General features: G+C 58.9%; 12 protein-coding genes and 2 pseudogenes. 10 read left to right on the top strand and 4 right to left on the bottom strand.

The genetic code is table 11. The annotated features are described in order from the left end of the window. Positions 1 to 281 precede the first annotated feature (281 nt). Together ACWJJK_RS21180 and ACWJJK_RS21175 are read right to left on the bottom strand one after the other, a co-directional pair. The gene (locus ACWJJK_RS21180; RefSeq protein WP_156881067.1) at positions 282 to 881 is read right to left on the bottom strand and encodes a TIGR00730 family Rossman fold protein; all 600 of its coding nucleotides are present in this window, start codon (positions 879 to 881) and stop codon (positions 282 to 284) included. 88 nt (positions 882 to 969) lie between these two features. Next, positions 970 to 4,725 (bottom strand): hydantoinase B/oxoprolinase family protein, encoded by a 3,756-nt coding sequence (locus tag ACWJJK_RS21175; protein ID WP_454128463.1) that lies wholly within the window; start codon positions 4,723 to 4,725, stop codon positions 970 to 972. A gap of 115 nt (positions 4,726 to 4,840) precedes the next feature. Between ACWJJK_RS21175 and iscR the strand changes: the two genes are divergently transcribed. From iscR to ACWJJK_RS21145, 6 genes and pseudogenes are all read left to right on the top strand, one after another. Next, a complete protein-coding gene (gene iscR / locus ACWJJK_RS21170) occupies positions 4,841 to 5,329 on the top strand; it encodes a Fe-S cluster assembly transcriptional regulator IscR (protein ID WP_077731523.1) in 489 nt (162 codons plus the stop codon). Positions 5,330 to 5,341: 12 nt separating this feature from the next. Next, positions 5,342 to 6,502 carry a cysteine desulfurase family protein gene (locus tag ACWJJK_RS21165; RefSeq protein ID WP_086133839.1) on the top strand — a complete coding sequence of 387 codons (1,161 nt, stop codon included), beginning with the start codon at positions 5,342 to 5,344 and terminating at the stop codon, positions 6,500 to 6,502. Positions 6,503 to 6,563: 61 nt separating this feature from the next. Beyond that, the gene (locus ACWJJK_RS21160; RefSeq protein ID WP_077731521.1) at positions 6,564 to 6,887 is read left to right on the top strand and encodes a HesB/IscA family protein; all 324 of its coding nucleotides are present in this window, start codon (positions 6,564 to 6,566) and stop codon (positions 6,885 to 6,887) included. A 118-nt stretch (positions 6,888 to 7,005) separates the two neighbouring features. Then, complete coding sequence (locus tag ACWJJK_RS21155) at positions 7,006 to 10,800, top strand: RHS repeat-associated core domain-containing protein (RefSeq protein ID WP_156881069.1); 3,795 nt, start codon at positions 7,006 to 7,008, stop codon at positions 10,798 to 10,800. A gap of 469 nt (positions 10,801 to 11,269) precedes the next feature. Then, positions 11,270 to 11,503, top strand: a pseudogene (locus ACWJJK_RS21150) (RHS repeat-associated core domain-containing protein); the annotation flags it as partial. 36 nt (positions 11,504 to 11,539) lie between these two features. Next, on the top strand, positions 11,540 to 11,866 hold the full coding sequence (locus tag ACWJJK_RS21145; RefSeq protein WP_434131716.1) for a hypothetical protein: 327 nt from the start codon (positions 11,540 to 11,542) through the stop codon (positions 11,864 to 11,866). Positions 11,867 to 12,054: 188 nt separating this feature from the next. On the opposite strand, the pseudogene ACWJJK_RS21140 reads toward ACWJJK_RS21145, so the two are convergent. Together ACWJJK_RS21140 and ACWJJK_RS21135 are read right to left on the bottom strand one after the other, a co-directional pair. Next, positions 12,055 to 13,312: pseudogene (locus tag ACWJJK_RS21140) on the bottom strand (IS256 family transposase). A gap of 96 nt (positions 13,313 to 13,408) precedes the next feature. Continuing rightward, entirely contained in the window at positions 13,409 to 13,624 is a 216-nt protein-coding gene (locus tag ACWJJK_RS21135) for a hypothetical protein (protein WP_156881071.1), read from the bottom strand. 440 nt (positions 13,625 to 14,064) lie between these two features. Here ACWJJK_RS21135 and ACWJJK_RS21130 point away from each other — a divergent pair, with 440 nt between their 5' ends. From ACWJJK_RS21130 to pilW, 4 genes are all read left to right on the top strand, one after another. After that, positions 14,065 to 14,280: a hypothetical protein gene (locus tag ACWJJK_RS21130; RefSeq protein WP_454128462.1), complete on the top strand. Its 216-nt coding sequence runs from the start codon at positions 14,065 to 14,067 to the stop codon at positions 14,278 to 14,280. A gap of 641 nt (positions 14,281 to 14,921) precedes the next feature. Beyond that, positions 14,922 to 15,353: a nucleoside-diphosphate kinase gene (gene ndk / locus ACWJJK_RS21125; RefSeq protein WP_077731515.1), complete on the top strand. Its 432-nt coding sequence runs from the start codon at positions 14,922 to 14,924 to the stop codon at positions 15,351 to 15,353. Next, the gene (gene rlmN / locus ACWJJK_RS21120; RefSeq protein ID WP_156881073.1) at positions 15,328 to 16,428 is read left to right on the top strand and encodes a 23S rRNA (adenine(2503)-C(2))-methyltransferase RlmN; all 1,101 of its coding nucleotides are present in this window, start codon (positions 15,328 to 15,330) and stop codon (positions 16,426 to 16,428) included. The genes ndk and rlmN overlap by 26 nt, the downstream gene beginning before the upstream one ends. Next, positions 16,425 to 17,195: a type IV pilus biogenesis/stability protein PilW gene (gene pilW, locus ACWJJK_RS21115; protein ID WP_077731513.1), complete on the top strand. Its 771-nt coding sequence runs from the start codon at positions 16,425 to 16,427 to the stop codon at positions 17,193 to 17,195. Before rlmN ends, pilW begins: the two co-directional genes overlap by 4 nt. The last annotated feature ends 38 nt before the right edge of the window (positions 17,196 to 17,233 follow it).

Below are 17,233 nucleotides of genomic sequence, written 5' to 3'. Positions count from 1 at the left end.
TCACTTTCATGCGCCTTTCACTTGAGGGCTGAGGCTCGCCACGAACCGGGGCAGCCATTACGCTCTGGAGCTTCTCAGCGCGTAGCTTTCAATTGAATTCAGGTGTGGCAACCTCGAATCGGTGGGTTACGCTGAGCCTGTCCTGAGCCCTTCGACGATGCTCAGGACAGGCCTGTCGAAGGGCCTGTCCCGAGCGGAGACTAGGGGCTAACCCACCATCGATGGGTTTCGCTTCGCTCTACCCATCCTACGATGAATGTTCACTCGAATGCCGAATGGAATTACAGCTGCCTCTCGTCCCGAATCCACGGGATGACCGGTTCGGACCTGTATGCGGCCAGGGCCTCAAGGAGCATCTCCGGGTCGGTATGGGCCAGCAGCCGCCTTCTGCTCTCGGGTTTCATGAAGCCCTCCGTAAGCGCCCGATCGCACAAGCTCAGGAGAGGTTCGTAGTAGCCTTCCGCATCGAGAAGTCCGATCGGCTTACGATGAAATCCAAGTTGGGCCCAGGTGAGGATTTCGAACAGCTCCTCGAAGGTTCCGAAACCTCCGGGCAGCGCGATGAAGCCATCCGCGATTTCTGCCATGCGGGCTTTGCGGGTGTGCATCGAATCGACCACTTCCAGCCGGGTAAGGCTGGTGTGTTCCACCATTCGTCCTGCCACCTCGCGGCCGATCAAAGCTTTCGGGATGATGCCGATCACCCGTCCTCCGGCCGCAAGGCAGGCACTCGACAGAATGCCCATGAGACCCACGGTCCCGCCGCCATACACCAGTTCCAAACCTTTTTCGGCCAGCAGCCGGCCCAAGGTTTCGGCAGCGATCCGGTATTCGGGGCGCTTGCCGGGGTTGGAACCGCAGAATACGCAAATGCTCTTCAAGTGATCACCTCGATGTCCAAAACAGTCGTGAAAACGGCCGTCAACGAGCAGCTGTCCGAGGCCAGGAGGCTATGGGATTCGGAACAATCTAACTTCCATATCCGCCGCCGCCGGGCGTCTCGATGACGAACGTGTCGCCCGCGTCCATGTCGGTTTCGGCCTGCGACCCGAGAATTTCCTGCTCTCCATTGGCGCGGATCACGAGGTTTCGTCCGCATGCGCCAGGGTTTCCGCCGTTGAGGCCGAACGGCGGCTGCAGGCGGCGGCTGGAGACGATTCCTGCGGTCATCGGTTGCAGAAACCGGATCTTTCGGATCACGCCGTCGCCGCCCTTATGCAAGCCCTCGCCGCCGCTGCCCCGGCGGATGGCGAAGGTTTCCAGCAGCACCGGAAGCCGCCACTCCAGTACTTCGGGATCGGTGATGCGGGAATTGGTCATATGGGTGTGCACGGCGTCCGCGCCGTCGAAACCGGCTCCGGCGCCGGCCCCGCCGCAGATGGTTTCGTAGTATTGGTAGCGCGTGTTGCCGAAGGTGAAGTTGTTCATCGTGCCCTGCGAAGCGGCCAGCACGCCCAGCGCGCCGTACAAGGCATCGACGATGTGCTGCGAGGTTTCCACGTTGCCGGCCGCGACCGCCGCGGGATAATGGGGGTTGAGCAGGGAGCCTTCGGGAATCCGGATTTCGAGCGGGCGCAGACAGCCGGCGTTCAGCGGAATATCGTCGTCCACCAGGGTGCGGAACACATACAGGACGGCCGCCTTGCACACGGCGGCAGGGGCGTTCAGATTGTCCGGCTGCTGCGGCGAGGTCCCGGTGAAATCGATGAAGGCCCGCCGGTTTTCGGAATCGACCCGGATCGCCACGCGGATGACCGCGCCCGAGTCCATCGTCACCGCGAATTCGCCGTCGGAAAGCCGTGCGATGACCCGCCGCACCGCTTCTTCCGCGTTGTCCTGCACATGCCCCATGTAGCGCCGGACCGTCGCCAGCGAATAACGTTCGAGCATGCCGCGGAGCGCCTGCATGCCTTTCACGTTGGCGGCGATCTGGGCGCGGAGATCCGCCAGATTCCGGTCGGGATCGCGGGCCGGATAAGGCTTTGCATTGAGCCAGTCGCGGATGGCCGATTCGCGTATGTGTCCGTTTTCGACGATCTTCAGACCCGAGCTCAGAACGCCTTCCTGATCGATGGACGTACTGCGGGGCGGCATCGAACCGGGCGTGATGCCGCCCACGTCGGCGTGATGACCGCGCGAGGCGAGATAGAAAAGGACCGATTCGCCCGTGTCGTCGAACAAGGGCGTGATTACCGTAATGTCCGGCAGATGCGTACCGCCGTGATAGGGGGAATTGATGAGCCAAACGTCGCCCGGTCGCAGTTCGTCCCCGTGACCCGCGATCAGCGCCTTGACGCTCTCGTCCATGGAACCCAGATGTACCGGAATGTGCGGCGCATTGGCGACGAGTCCGCCCTTTCCGTCGAACAGCGCACAGGAGAAATCGAGGCGCTCCTTGATGTTCACCGAATGGGCGGTGTTTTGCAGCGTATAGCCCATGTCCTCGGCTACCGACATGAACAGCCGGTTGAAGATTTCGAGGCGCGCCGGATCGACGCGCTGTTCCGTTTGGTCCGCCTCTAGCGGGGATAAAGTGGCGTTGCGAGCTGGTGAAATAACCGTCGCGAGCGGCTCGAGACCGCGCCGAGAAGCGCAGGCGTACAAGGGGGTACGTTGAGCATCGCAGGTGCGGTCTCGGGCCGCGCAGTAGGTTAGTTCATCAGCTCTGAGTACGAGATGGTTGCGGGCGGTAATCTCGCCCTGCCAGCCGGGTTCGATGATCGTGGTCGAATTGGGTTCGACCAGAATCGCGGGCCCCTGCAACCGGACGCCCGGCTTCAGGTCCTCGCGCCGGTAAACCGGCGTATCGTGATGGTTTCGGCCGGAATATATCCGGACCTTCGCGACCGGTTCCAGAGAAGCGTCGGGCTCCAAGGGGCACACCGGTTCCTCGACCGTTTCGTTCAAGCCGGCCAGCTCAACGGTCGCGGTGTCCACCAGCAAAGCCTTGTCGGGGTAAACGAAGCCGAAGCGCTGGCGGTGCCGTTCCTCGAACCTCGCCCGCATTTCCGCCGAATCGCCGAACGGGACGGCAAACAGGGTATCGGTGCCCTCGTACCGGAGCATGGCGAGGCGAGCCGCGACGATCCGTTCCGGCGGAACGTCCTGGGCGGAGAGCTCCGCGCGTCCTTCGGTTTCCAGGGCGTCGAGCACCGTCCGAAGTTCCGTGGCGGCGGCATCGTTCAACAGGGTCACGATCGCGCGTTCCTTGATGACACGGTAATCGGCGACGCCCATGCCGTAAGCCGACAACACGCCGGCCAGAGGATGCAGAAAAATCTTGGCGATGCCGAGCCGTTCCGCGACCTTGCAGGCGTGCTGGCCGCCGGCCGCGCCGAAGCAGCACAGGACGTAATCGGCCAGATCGTGGCCGCGCTGCACAGAGATCTTCTTGATCGCGGCGGCCATGTTTTCCACCGCCACGTCGATGAAGCCTTCCGCCACTTCTTCGGGCGAGAGCGTTTGCCCGGAGCCGGACCGGACGGTTTCCGCCAGTTCCCGGAATTTGCGCCGCACGATTTCCGTATCCAGAGGCTGATCGCCGGTCGGTCCGAACACTTTCGGAAAGAATTCCGGGCGTATCTTTCCTACCATCACATTGGCGTCGGTCACGCACAGAGGTCCGCCGCGCCGGTAGCAGGCGGGGCCCGGATTGGCACCGGCCGAATCGGGGCCGGCCCGGAAGCGAAGTCCGTCGAAACGCAGGATCGAGCCGCCGCCCGCTGCGACGGTGTGAATATTGAGGATGGGCGCCCGCAGCCGGATGCCGGCGATCTCGGTTTCCTGGCTGCGTTCGAATTCGCCGGCGTAATGGGCCACGTCGGTGGACGTGCCGCCCATGTCGAAGGTGACGATACGATCGAAGCCGGCGAGACGGGAGACCGCCACCGCACCGACGATGCCGCCGGCGGGCCCCGACAGAATGCTGTCCTTGCCCTGGAACCGGTGGGCATCCGCCAGTCCGCCGTTGGACTGCATGAAAAGCAACTTGAGCTTGTGATCTTGTTGCACTTCATGGGCTGGGCCGATGCCCAAGCCGGCGGCGACTTGATCGACATAACGGCGTAATACCGGCGACAGATAAGCATCCACCACCGTGATGTCGCCCCGCCCGATCAATTTCATGGCGGGACTCACGCGGTGGGAGAGGGAAATCTGGGTGTAGCCGATTGCCTTGGCCAGCTTTTCCAGTACGAGTTCGTGATCGGGCGTCCGCCAGGCGTGCATGAGCACGATGGCGATCGATCGGAAACCTTCCCGGTAGGCCCCGGTCAATTGTTGTTCCGCTTCGCCGAGATCCAGCGGCTCCAGCTCCGAGCCGCGGGAGTCGTGACGCCCGGTGATTTCGGCGACCTTTTGGTAAAGCGGTTCGGGGCGGCGGATATTCAGGGCGAAGATATCCGGCCGGTTCTGATAGCCGATGCGGAGGGCGTCGGCGAAGCCCCGCGTGATCGCCAGGACCGTCGGTTCGCCCTTCCTTTCCAGCAGCGCATTCGTCCCCACCGTGGTGCCCATCCGCACGGCCTGGATGTTGGCCTGTTTCAGGGTCGCATCGGGAGCCAGATCCAGAATGTCGCGGATGCCTTGCAGGGCGGCGTCGCGGTAGCGGTCCGGATTTTCCGAAAGGAGCTTGTGGGTCAACAGGAGGCCGTCCGACCGGCGGGCGACGATGTCGGTGAAGGTTCCGCCGCGATCGATCCAAAATTGCCAGGATTGCGAATGCATGATGCCGGTTATCTTGACAGCAAAAACCCTGTGGTGCCTTAATAATTGACTATTTTTCTAGGATATGTGAACCTGAATTCCCACGTATTTAGTGTGAATTTCCGGGAGTCATTCCGTGCGCTTAACGACGAAAGGCCGCTACGCCGTCACCGCCATGCTGGATCTGGCCTATCATAGCGAAAAAAGGCCGGTGACATTGACCGATATCGCCAAACGACAGCACATCTCGTTGTCCTACCTGGAGCAGTTGTTCGCGCGTTTGCGTCGGGCCGGAATGGTCGAAGGAGTGCGAGGGCCGGGCGGCGGCTATCAATTGAGCCGCGACGCCAGCCAGATCAATATCTCCGAAATCATTATCGCGGTCGACGAAACCATCGACTCGACGCGCTGCGGCGGCAAAGCCAACTGCCAGAACAATCAGCCCTGTCTCACCCATGATCTTTGGCTGGGATTGAGCGAGCAGATTCGCGACTATTTGGCCTCCATCAGCTTGCAAGACGTCTTGCAGCGCAAGAACGTGCGCTTGGTAGCAGAGCGTCAGGACAAGCAGGCGTCCGGCGTTCAGGGCATCGATATGCTGTTGCGTCGGGAAACGCATATTTAGCGTTCTGACGAAATGATCTACTTCGATCACAATGCGACCACCCCGCTGGATGAGCGGGTCTTGGATGCGATGGTGCCCTATCTGGGCGCCTTTTACGGCAATCCGTCGAGTCTTTACCGGATGGGGCGGGTCTGCCGCGGCGCGGTCGATACGGCCAGGGAGCAGGTCGCTGCCCTGGTGGGCGCGCATCCGTCCGAGGTCGTGTTTACCAGCGGCGGGACCGAAGCGAATAATTTGGCGCTAAAAGGCTTGGCCTTTTCTCGCGAGTCGGGCGTGATCGCTGCGGGCGCTACCGAGCATCCATCGGTTTCGGAGCCTTTGGAGTTCCTGAAGACCAGAGGCTGGCGGGTCGCAACCATTCCTGTGGACGGGAATGGTATGGCCGATGCGTCGTATATCGAATCTTTGCCGGCCGGCGAGCTTCGATTCGCCACCCTCATGATGGCCAACAACGAAACCGGCGTGATTCAGAATATCGCGTCCATCGCCAATTGGTTCCGCGAGCGCGGCATCGTTTTTCATTGTGACGCAGTGCAGGCGGCGGGCAAGATTCCGCTCGATTTCAAAGCCTCAGGCGCTCATCTGATGTCCCTTTCCGGGCACAAGATTTACGGTCCCAAAGGCGTGGGCGCGCTGATTCTCGACAAAACCGTCATGCTAGAACCCCTGCTGCATGGTGGCGGACAGGAGCAAGGCCTACGCGGCGGCACCGAAAACGTGGCGGCCATCGTCGGTTTCGGCAAAGCGGCGGAGTTGGCTTTGTCCGAATTGGAGGGACGACGCGCTCAGCTGCTCGGTCTGCGCAAACGGCTGGAGGTCGGTTTGGAGACGATTCCCGGAGCGATCTTGTTCGCCAAACATGCGGAGCGGCTGCCCAATACTTTGCAGTTCGGCATCGACGGTTACGACGGCGAAGCCCTGGTCATGAACCTCGATCGGCAGGGCATCGCGGTGTCCAGCGGTTCAGCTTGCGCCAGCGGCGCCGGCGAGCCGAGCCCCGTGCTCATCGCCATGGGCGTTGAGCCGGAAGTTGCCAAGAGCGCGATACGCGCAAGCTTCGGCAAGAGCAACACCGAGGCGGAAGTCGACCGTTTTCTGGAGGTCTTGAAAAACCTCGTGGGCATACCCACGTCTGAGAGCCGGGGAGCGATACCGGTGATGCCGGTCATTTAAAGATTATGCCCCGAGCGTTTATAAGCTTTTTGAATCAGCGATCCGACAGAGATTACGTATTATGTCCATTACCTTAACTGAAAAAGCGGCGGAGCAAATCGCCAAGCAATTGCAAAAACGCGGCAAAGGGGTAGGGCTTCGTCTGAGCGTGAAAAAGTCCGGCTGCACCGGTTTCGCCTATGTAGTCGATTACGCCGATGCGGTGGAGCAGGGCGATGCCGTATTCGAACAGCACGGCGTGAAAGTCGTCGTGAGAGACAGCGATCTGGCTTATCTCTCGGGCGTTCAGGTGGATTATCGCCGGGAAGGAATCAACGAAGCGTTTCGATTCGACAATCCCAACGTCAAGGCGACCTGCGGCTGCGGGGAAAGTTTCGCCGTCTAAGATTCTCTCTTCAATCGGAAGAACCGATACATCGGCATCCCGGTGATCTCGTGAGGCTAGCCGTTCACCGCCTGCTCTCGGCCGGCCGCGCCTATCGCTTTGCCAAGGTCGGCAGCGAATGGCGGCCCGACGCCGTGTCACCGATACCCTTGCCCCGCTCAGCGAGGCCGGCACGATCACGGGCTGGCGCTATTCCTTCGGCGAGGACGAGACTTCGGAATACTACGATGTCACCGGCCGATTGACCGCGATCGTCAGCCGAGAAGGGCTGGCCCAGGATTTGGCCTACGACGGCCTGGGGCGGCTTTCCCATGTGACCGATCGCCTTTCGGGCCGCCAATTGCTGTTGGCGTATGACGCGCAAAATCGGCTGAGCACCGTGACCGACCCGGCCGGCAACGTCTACACCTATCAGTATGATGTGCTCGGACGCCTCGGTACGGTTCTGTATCCGGACAGCACCCCCGAGACCCTGTCGGACAACCCGAAGCGGTTGTACACCTACGAAGATATCCGGTTCCCCTATGCCTTGACCGGGATTATCGACGAAAACGGCGAACGTTTCGCGACCTTCGCCTACGACGAACAAGGCCGCGGTATCCTCACCGAACACGCCGGCGGCGCGGATAGAATGACCCTGACCTATCAGGCCGACGGCTCCAGCACCGTGACCGATCCGCTCGGAACAGCCCGGACCTACGGGTTCCAAACCATTCTGAACGTCGCCCGCAGCACCGGTGTGACCCAGCCTTGCGGCAGCGGCTGCGGTCAGCAAGCCAGTTCGGCCAGCTATGACGCCAACGGCAACGTCGTCAGCCGCACCGACTTCAAGGGAGTCACTACCACTTATCAATACGACCTGACCCGCAACCTCGAGACCAGCCGCACCGAAGCCGTGGGGACGCCCGAAGCCCGGACGATCACCACCGAGTGGCACCCGGCTTTCCGGCTGCCGACCCGGATCACCGAGCCGGGGCGGACCACGACTTTCGCCTACGATGCCCACGGCAACCGCCTCACCAAGACCATTACCGCGGGCGGCCAAAGCCGCACCTGGACCTACACTTATAACGACTTCGGTCAAGTCACCAGCGTCGACGGTCCCCGCACCGATGTCGGCGACGTGACGACCTTGACCTACGATGTTCAGGGCAACCTGACTTCGGTCACCAATGCCCTGGGGCACGTCACCACCTACGGCGCCTACGACGCCCACGGCCGGGTCGGTCGCATCACCGATCCCAATGGGCTCATCATCGATCTGGCCTACGACGTTCGAGGCCGGCTGATCAACCGCGCCGTGGGCGGCAAGAGCACGACGTTCGAGTATGACGGCGTCGGCCAGTTGACCAAAGTCACGCCGCCTAACGGCGCGTTTCTTGAGTACACCTACGACGCCGCCCACCGGCGGACCGATATCACCGACGCCTTAGGCAATAACATCCACACCACCTACGACCTCGCCGGCAACAAGACGAAAGAAGAGGTATTCGATCCGTCCAACACCCTGGTCCGGCAACACCAGTGGGTCTACGATACCCTCTCGCAGCTTACTCAATCCATCGGCGCCGCCGGTCAGACCACCACCTACGCCTATGACGCCAACGGCAACCGGACCAGCGTCACCGACCCCCTCAACCGGGTGACTCACTACACCTACGATGCCTTGAACCGCCGGGTCTCAGAGACTGACCCCTTAGCCGGCAGCACCGGGTACAGCTACGATGCCTTGGATCATCTTCTCGCGGTCACCGATCCCTCGAATCTCACCACCACCTACACCTATGACGGCTTTGGCGATCTCCTCCAGGAAGCGAGCCCCAACACCGGCACAGTTCTCTATAGCTACGACAGCGCCGGCAACCGGCTCACCCGACAAGATGCCACCGGTGCCACGGCGATCTCCAGCTACGATGCCCTCAACCGGCTCTTGGGCATCGACTATCCCGGTACGGTCTCGGATGTAAGCTATAGCTATGACCAGGGACCCCATGGGCTAGGCCGGTTGACCGGCCTGACCGACGGCGCTGGCGATACCGCCTACCAGTACGACGTTCGTGGCCGGCTGACGACCCAAACCGTAACGATCGATGGACTGTCGTATACCACCCGTTACGGCTACGACGACGCGGACCGTTTGGTGAGCCTGACCTACCCGTCTGGGCGGGTGATCGGTTATCCGCGGGACAACACGGGACGGATCACGGAGGTCCGGAGTACCAGTCAGGGGCAGACCGAGGTGGTAGCGACCGGCCTCAGCTATCGGCCGTTTGGTCCTCTGGCGGAGCTCACCTTCGGCAACGGTTTGATCCTGACGCGCAGCTTCGATGCCGACGGGCGCCTGACCGAGCAAACCGTGGGTACGGTGCAGCATCACGCTTACGCGTTGGACGAAGCAGACAATATCGTCGGTATCACGGACTGGCTGGACATGGGCCGCAACCAGAATTTTACCTACGATGCCCTGGACCGACTGATCGGCGCCAATGGGCGCTACGGCAGTCGCGGTTGGAGTTACGACGAGGTCGGCAACCGCCTCCTCGAAACCCGCAGCGCGGGTCAGACGGCATACCGCTATGCCCTGGATACTCATCGGCTGCTCGCGGCCGAGGGGCTGGACAACCGCAGCTTTGCTTATGACGAAGCCGGTCGCATGGTCGGCGCGGGCAGCTACCAATTCGGCTATCGTGAGGACGGCCGACTCACAACGGTCAACCAGGAGAGCCTGCCCCGGGCCGCCTACCGATACAATGGTTTGGGACAGCGCGTACAAAAAACCACCTTCCAGACTACGGGCTACCACTACGATGCGGCCGGGCACCTCATTGCCGAAAGCGGCGAAGCAGGCCAGCCCCTGCGGGAATTTGTCTATCTCGACGATCTGCCGCTGGCCTTCATCCGCTCTCCCGAGGGTCGCGAGCAGGACTTCAACCGCGACGGGGTCATCGACCGGAGCGATGTGGACATCCTACTTCAAGCCCGCAACCAGCCGGTTGGCCTCGGCGACCCCCGCGACCTCGACCGCGACCATTGGATTACCGTCCTCGACGCGCGCCGGCTGGTCTTGCGTTGCGATTACCCGACCTGTGTCGGCGGCGCCCCACCACAAAGCGAACCCGCCGTCTATTTCGTTCAGGCCGACCACCTTGCTGCGCCGAGGCTTCTGACCGATCAAAATCAGACCGTAGCCTGGTTTTGGGACTCCGATCCTTTCGGGGGCGGTCGCCCCGAGGAAGACCCGGATGGCGATCAACAGCCCCTCACACTCAACCTGCGCTTCCCGGGCCAGTACTACGACGGCGAGTCGGGGCTACACTACAACTACTTCCGCGATTACGATCCGAGCCTCGGGCGGTATCTGGAGAGCGATCCGATCGGGCTCGTGGGTGGTCTAAATACCTATGCCTATGTCGGGAATAATCCGGTCAATTGGATTGATCCATTTGGATTAGAAGCCGGTGTAACGATCTGGCAGCCGGTTGGATGGGGCAGCTCGTCGTTCGGTCATGCATCTGCCGATGTTAACGGCACCACTTATTCTTTTGGTCCGAGCGGGATGACCAATCTTCCTACATCCGAGTATGTAGACAAAAATGGTTTTCGAGATGGCACGCGAGTAAATTTAAAGTTGCCGCCTGAGAAGGAGGCAGTATTTGAGGCGTGCCTTCGGAGATCGCAAGGTGGATATAATGCGCTAACCAATAACTGTGCATCCCCTGTGCAGCGATGTCTTCGAGAAGCGGGGTTAAATGACTTTTTTAAACATGGAGAAACAACTTTGGGCATAAATGGAAACCACGTCTTACCAGTAGATCTTGGTAATGGATTACTTTCTTCCGAAGCGGCCAATGGAACGACGAATTATCCTGCTACTCGATCAAGCGATGGGACTAGTGCTCCATGGGCAAGGTGATGATAAAGCTCATGACAAAAATTGTTGGCGTGGTTTTTATATTTCTACTCATATATCTTATTTCTCGTGCATCTTCCAGTTATAGGCACGGATACTCGTGGCGAGAAATGGACTGGAATCAAGACGGGACAACCTCAATTGCCGAGGTCATATATGGTAGTGATATTGGTAAGCGCGAGGTTATTAGAAATCAGAAAGCTTGCGTCGAATACTATGCTTACAAAGATGGCCTACCCATAAAGACAGTTTGCCCTCAATAAGCTGGATAAGCAAAGCTCGCGTAGGATGCGGTGACGCAGGAACCGCATCGTTCGAGTTTGTGATCGATGCGCCTCCTTCGTCGGCACATCCTACGCGGGCTGAAAAATTGGCAAACATCCCATCCCCATCTTTTCCGTAAAAAGGTTTATAAACAGCCGGGACTTGATACCTACCGCGCTGGTTTTGGGACTCCGACCCGTTCGGTGTCGGTCGCCCCGAGGAAGACCCGGATGGCGATCAACAGCCCCTCACACTCAACCTGCGCTTCCCGGGCCAGTACTACGACGGCGAGTCGGGGCTGCATTACAACGTCTTCCGCGATTACGATCCGAGCCTCGGGCGGTATCTGGAGAGCGATCCGATCGGGCTCGTGGGTGGTCTAAATACCTATGCCTATGTGGGGAATAACCCGCTACTCTACGTAGACCCCTTGGGCTTGTAAGGCATTGCTCAAGATATTGGTCGACTCGTTGATAAGTTGCTCCAGCCTCCGGAAGCGACCTCCGATTTTCTTCGAAACTATCGCGATATGCGCGATGCCAATACGATCGGAGGGGACAAGTACTTCCATTGCAAGGCAAACTGTGAAGCGACACGTCGAGGTAAGTACGGAGAGGCTACAGCTTGCACCATATCGGATACCCGTGAATGGTTTGATCAGAATATCAAGGGGGATCCGGCAAGCGCCTCGGCAGCCGATCAGATAGCTAATACGGCTGGCCGTTCGGGAGGAAATAGTTCACCGCTGTCCTGCGACCTGGTTTGTAGTCCTTTCCGTCCTAACGGGTTACCTGCGAACTATTGATGGAGTCGTGATGCCACTCAGGAAAATCCTCATCCTGGCTGTAGTTCTGATCCTGTTGATAGCCGGTGGCATTTGGTTGCGGAAGCAGTTGCAAATTGATGGCTGCCTAGATGCTGGCGGACGCTGGAACTATGAAGAAGGGGGGTGCGAGACCGGGGTGTCAAATTAACTGTGTAACTGGGGTTAGTTCATAGGGTAACTCGATCACCAAAGAGGATCACGAAGTGGTTCAACGCCCGTTTCCAATCCTGGATCGGCATGGTCCATTTCTTCTCGATCCGCTGCAGTCCCAGATACAGGACTTTCAGAATCGCTTCATCGTTCGGAAACGCGCCGCGGGTCTTGAGCAGCTTACGCAGGCTGAAGTTGAGCGATTCGACGGCGTTGGTGGTGTACAGCACTTTGCGGATCTCCGGGGGATAATCGAAGAACACGGTCAAGCGCGCCCAATCCGCCCGCCAGCTTTGGCTGATGGCCGGGTATTTCGCGTCCCAGGTTTCGCTAAACCGCGCCAGGGCGGCTTCGGCCTCGGTCAGGGTCGCCGCCCCATAAATCGCCCGCAGATCTTTCGCGACCGCCTTGCGCTCCTCCCAGGTGACATACTGCAGGCTATGGCGCACCTTATGGACGATACACAGTTGGACCTGGGTGTTGGGAAACACTGCTTCGATGGCTTCCGGCAGTCCCTTGAGCCCGTCCACACAGGCGATAAAGCCATCCTGAACCCCCCGGTTTTTCAACTCGGTGAAGACGGCCAGCCAGAACTTGGCGCCTTCCGTGTCCGCAATCCACAGGCCCAGCAACTCCTTTTCGCCCTGCAGATTGACGCCCAAGGCCAGATATACCGCCTTGTTCTTGACCGGTCCCGCTTCGCGCGATTTGACGATCAGGGCATCGAAATACAGGATCGGGTAGACCGAGGCCGAGGGCCGGCTCTGCCATGCCTTCACGTCCGCCAACACCGATTCGGTGACGTTGGAAGGGTCGCGACTAAAGCGACCGTTTGCGATTGGAGATGAGCGTCGGCGAGACTTCCACGCCATACAGTTCTTCCAGATGGCCCTGAATATCACGGGTCGACAATCCCCGGGCATAGAGGGCCAGAACCTTCTCATCAAATCCTTCGAGCCGGCGTTGGCGCTTGGAAACCAGTTGCGGCTCGAAGTCTCCGTTGCGATCGCGCGGGACCTCAATCGCCAAGGACCCGGTTTCGGTCTGAATTGTTTTCACAGACTTGCCGTTGCGGGAGTTGCCACTGCCGCGCCCTTCCAGGGCATGCGGCGCATACCCCAAAGGGGCCGTCATTTCGGCTTCCAACGCTCGTTCCACCAGACGCTGGGTCAGCTGTTTGAGCAAGCCGTGTTCCCCCAGAATGTCTTTCGGATTCGTATAGCCTTTGAGCAATTCGTCCAATAAGGCATCTTGTTTGGTTGTGTTACTGGTCATCTCTTATTTTCCTTTTTGTCAGATTATATAAACCAGTTACACAGTTCTTTTTACACCCTCGCGAGACCCGTTAGCCATCAGGCACCGCAGGGTCATCTACTGCACTGGTGCCCAAAAACGCCCGCTGTCGCGGGCGTTTTCATTCCGTCCTTGTTTAGCCGTTTCGATCAACTCGATATCCTTGCGCAGCAGACTGTTGATTAATTCCGATAAGGCGATTCCCTTGGAATCGGCGCGGGCGGATAGGTAGTTTTGGACTTCCTCGTCCAGCTTGCGTAGGGCGGAATAGGGTACTCCCGTATTCCGCCGCATGAATTCGGCCTCTATTCGGCGCAATACGCGAGTACGCTATTGCGCCCTACCGCGCTTTGGGCAGACCTAACGACTAAAGGGCAATGGGCTAATCATGTTAGGGATTATAGCGCTGATTATGGTCTTGGAATTCCTCTGTTATATGAGCGTGGTAAGGGCTTGACCAATGTCAATAGACTTTACAGTGGTGCAGGTGTCATAAAATCGTTCAAATAACCACCCCTTATAAAGCAATGGCGGTAAAGAAAGGTTTATTTTTCATAGTCCTGGGCCTAAAAACACGATATGGCCCGTGGTGACTCGGCAGAAAGAAACTTTTCTATTATTTACCGCCATCGCTTGCCCAGCTAAAGGCGTTAGCCAAAGCGCGTAACGATATTGCTCTCAAGGAAAGTGACACAGGCAGCAGGGCGGAGAAAGGCACTTTGGTATTTGACCCTATGGGGGATATTCCAGGAAAACTATTTTTATCAAAAAGTCATTTGATGACAAAGAATTCCGACGAGAAGACTTTAAAATGGATGATTGAAATTGCCACGCAGCTCGGCGGACGCGTTAAAGATAACCGAAATAGGACTTATCGCTCCTGTGACGATTACTATGTTGATCCCGCGGATGAAGAGGCGGCAAGGCACAATGCAAGTCTGAGCAGTTAAAGGGTGATCGTTAAATTAGATTTTTATCCAGAGCCATATGATGCGCTGAACGAGCGAAGGGGTCAGACTTTGGTTATTTGCTTTTAATTTTGAATCAGTCCACCTCCCTGCGGGAAGCAGCGACGCGTATCGCGCCGGGGGGCGTCGGTGAATCTCTGAAAGCGGGTTATGCTCTGCTAACCCACCCGCGCCGTTGATACTCCGTTGGCGCGGTCATGGAAGTCAAACAACGAAAGCCTGCGCCTTTCTCCTGTCGATTTGGGAATGATAATGATAAGTTTCCAGGGTGGCCGGAGTTCTGGCCCGGCGAGTTGAGTCTTCAACTTCGGGTGGATTATCGCCGGGAGGGGATCAACGGAGCGTTTCGCTTCGACAATCCCGACGTCAAGGCGACCTGCGGTTGCGGGGAAGGTTTCGCGGTCTAAAGGCCGGCTTCAATCTGCCGTGCGACGCCATGATGCTGCTCATGGCGTTTGAAAACGGGTTCAAGGGCCGGTATTTCTTATCATCGGCTCAATTTTCCAGTAAAATCCCAATGTTTTATCTGCCCGTATCTGGGCGGCGAACGTTTTTCCGAAAGCCGAGAACGCTCGGTTTTCATTCACTACACAACACCGGCGAATCCGAATCAAGGAGATCCAATGGCGGTCGAACGCACCTTGTCCATCATCAAACCCGACGCTGTAGCCAAGAACGTGATCGGCGAAATTTACAGCCGCTTCGAGAAAGCGGGGCTCAAAATCGTCGCGGCTAAAATGCTGCATCTTTCCCGCGAGCAAGCGGAGGGATTTTATGCGGTCCACAAGGCAAGGCCGTTCTTCAACGATCTGGTAAATTTCATGATCACCGGTCCCGTGATGGTGCAGGTTCTGGAAGGCGAGAATGCCATCGCCAAGAACCGCGAAATCATGGGCGCCACCAATCCCAAGGAAGCCGCACCCGGCACCATCCGTGCCGATTTTGCCGTCAGCATCGACGAAAACGCGGTGCATGGTTCCGACGGACCGGATACGGCGGCACAGGAAATCGCATTTTTCTTCAAAGAGAATGAGCTCTGCCCCCGCACCCGTTAATTCCGGCGAAAAGCTGAATCTCCTCGGCCTAGACCGGAAGGCGATGGAAGCCTACTTCGTCGAGATCGGGGAAAAACCTTTTCGTGCGACGCAGTTGCTGCAATGGATACATCAGCGCGGCGTCGCCGATTTCTCGGCGATGACCAATTTGAGCAAGTCGCTGCGGACGCGGCTGGCCGAACGTTGCGAAATCCGCGTGCCGGAGATCGCCTATGCGCAGAAATCATCGGACGGCACCTGCAAATGGTTGCTGCAACTGGATGACCAAAACCGCATCGAGACCGTCTTCATTCCCGAAGACGGGCGCGGCACCTTGTGCGTATCGTCCCAAGTGGGTTGCGCTCTGGAATGCTCGTTCTGTTCCACGGCGCGGCAGGGGTTCAATCGCAACCTGAGCGCCGCCGAGATCATCAGCCAGCTCTGGGTGGCGCGGCGCGAACTCGGTGAAGGCCGGGTGACCAACGTGGTCCTCATGGGCATGGGCGAGCCGCTCCTCAACTTCAACAATGTTGTCGCCGCCACCAGCCTGATGCTGGACGATTTCGCCTACGGGCTCTCCAAGCGCCGGGTGACGCTCAGCACCTCAGGCATCGTTCCGGCTCTGGACAGGCTGGCCGAAGTGTCCGATATCGCGCTCGCCGTCTCCCTGCACGCGCCGGACGACGAATTGCGCAACGAATTGGTGCCGATCAACCGCAAGTACCCGATCAAGGAGCTTCTGGCAGCCTGCAAGCGCTATGTCGGGCGGGAAAATCGCCGCAAAGTGACCTTCGAATACGTGATGCTTGACGGCGTCAACGATACGCCCGCGCACGCCAGGGCCTTGATTCGCCTCTTGAGTCACGTGCCATCCAAGGTCAACCTGATTCCGTTCAACCCGTTTCCGGGTTCCAATTACCGGTGCTCCGGTCCGGAAACCATACGCCGGTTCAGCGACATGCTGCACGCCGCCGGATTGATCGCCACGACCCGCAAAACGCGCGGCGACGACATCGACGCGGCCTGCGGCCAGCTGGTGGGGCGGGTGAACGACCGGACGCGCAGGCACCACCGCTTACAGGTTGTACAGTCATGAAATTCCGGGTTTTGATCGGTCCGATAGTGTGTGTGGCGCTCGCGGCCTGTGGATCGTCGAAGACGCACAATACCCGTCCTAACGATCCCTACGGCTCGCTCAGCCAATCCGACATTTATGTTCGAAAGGGCATCCAATACATGGAAGCGGGCAACTACGAGGTGGCCCTACAGGATCTGACCAAGGCCGCCGAACTGGACGGACGAAACAGCGAGGCCTACAACGCGCTGGCGGTGCTCTATCAGCGGCTGGATCAGCCGGCCGACGCCGAGCGCGAGTTCAAGAAGGCCTTGTCGGCGAATTCCGAAAACTTCGGCGTCCGCAACAACTACGGCCGGTTTTTGTGCGGGCAGGGCCGGTACGCCGAAGCCATGAGCCAGTTCCGGGAAGTCATCGGTTCGAAGCTCTATAACTCGCCCTGGATCGCGCTCACCAATGCCGGGATTTGCGCCCGGTCGGCAGGTCAAAATGGGGAAGCCGAGCAGTATCTGCGTCAGGCGCTGGAATACGATCCCCGCTTTGCGCCGGCGTTGATCGAGATGGCCGAGCTGAGCCGCGAAACCGGTCAGGGCATGTCTGCGCGCGCGTTTTTGGAGCGCTATCACGCCGTGGCGGAACCGGATCCGAGATCGCTTTGGATCGGCGTCGAGACCGAAGCCGGTCTCGGCAATTTCCATGCAGCCAGAGACTATGCGAAAACCCTGCGGTCGAAATTTCCAAATACCAAGGAAGCCGTGCAGGCCAAGCGCTACATTTCGGTAGACTGACTCCCGCTTCTTAAATAACCCCACGACAACCCTTTCGA

The sequence above is a fragment of the Methylocaldum gracile genome (genome assembly GCF_053646815.1).
The sequence above is the reverse complement of the archived record's forward strand: the minus strand, read 5'-3'. Positions and strand labels throughout refer to the sequence as shown.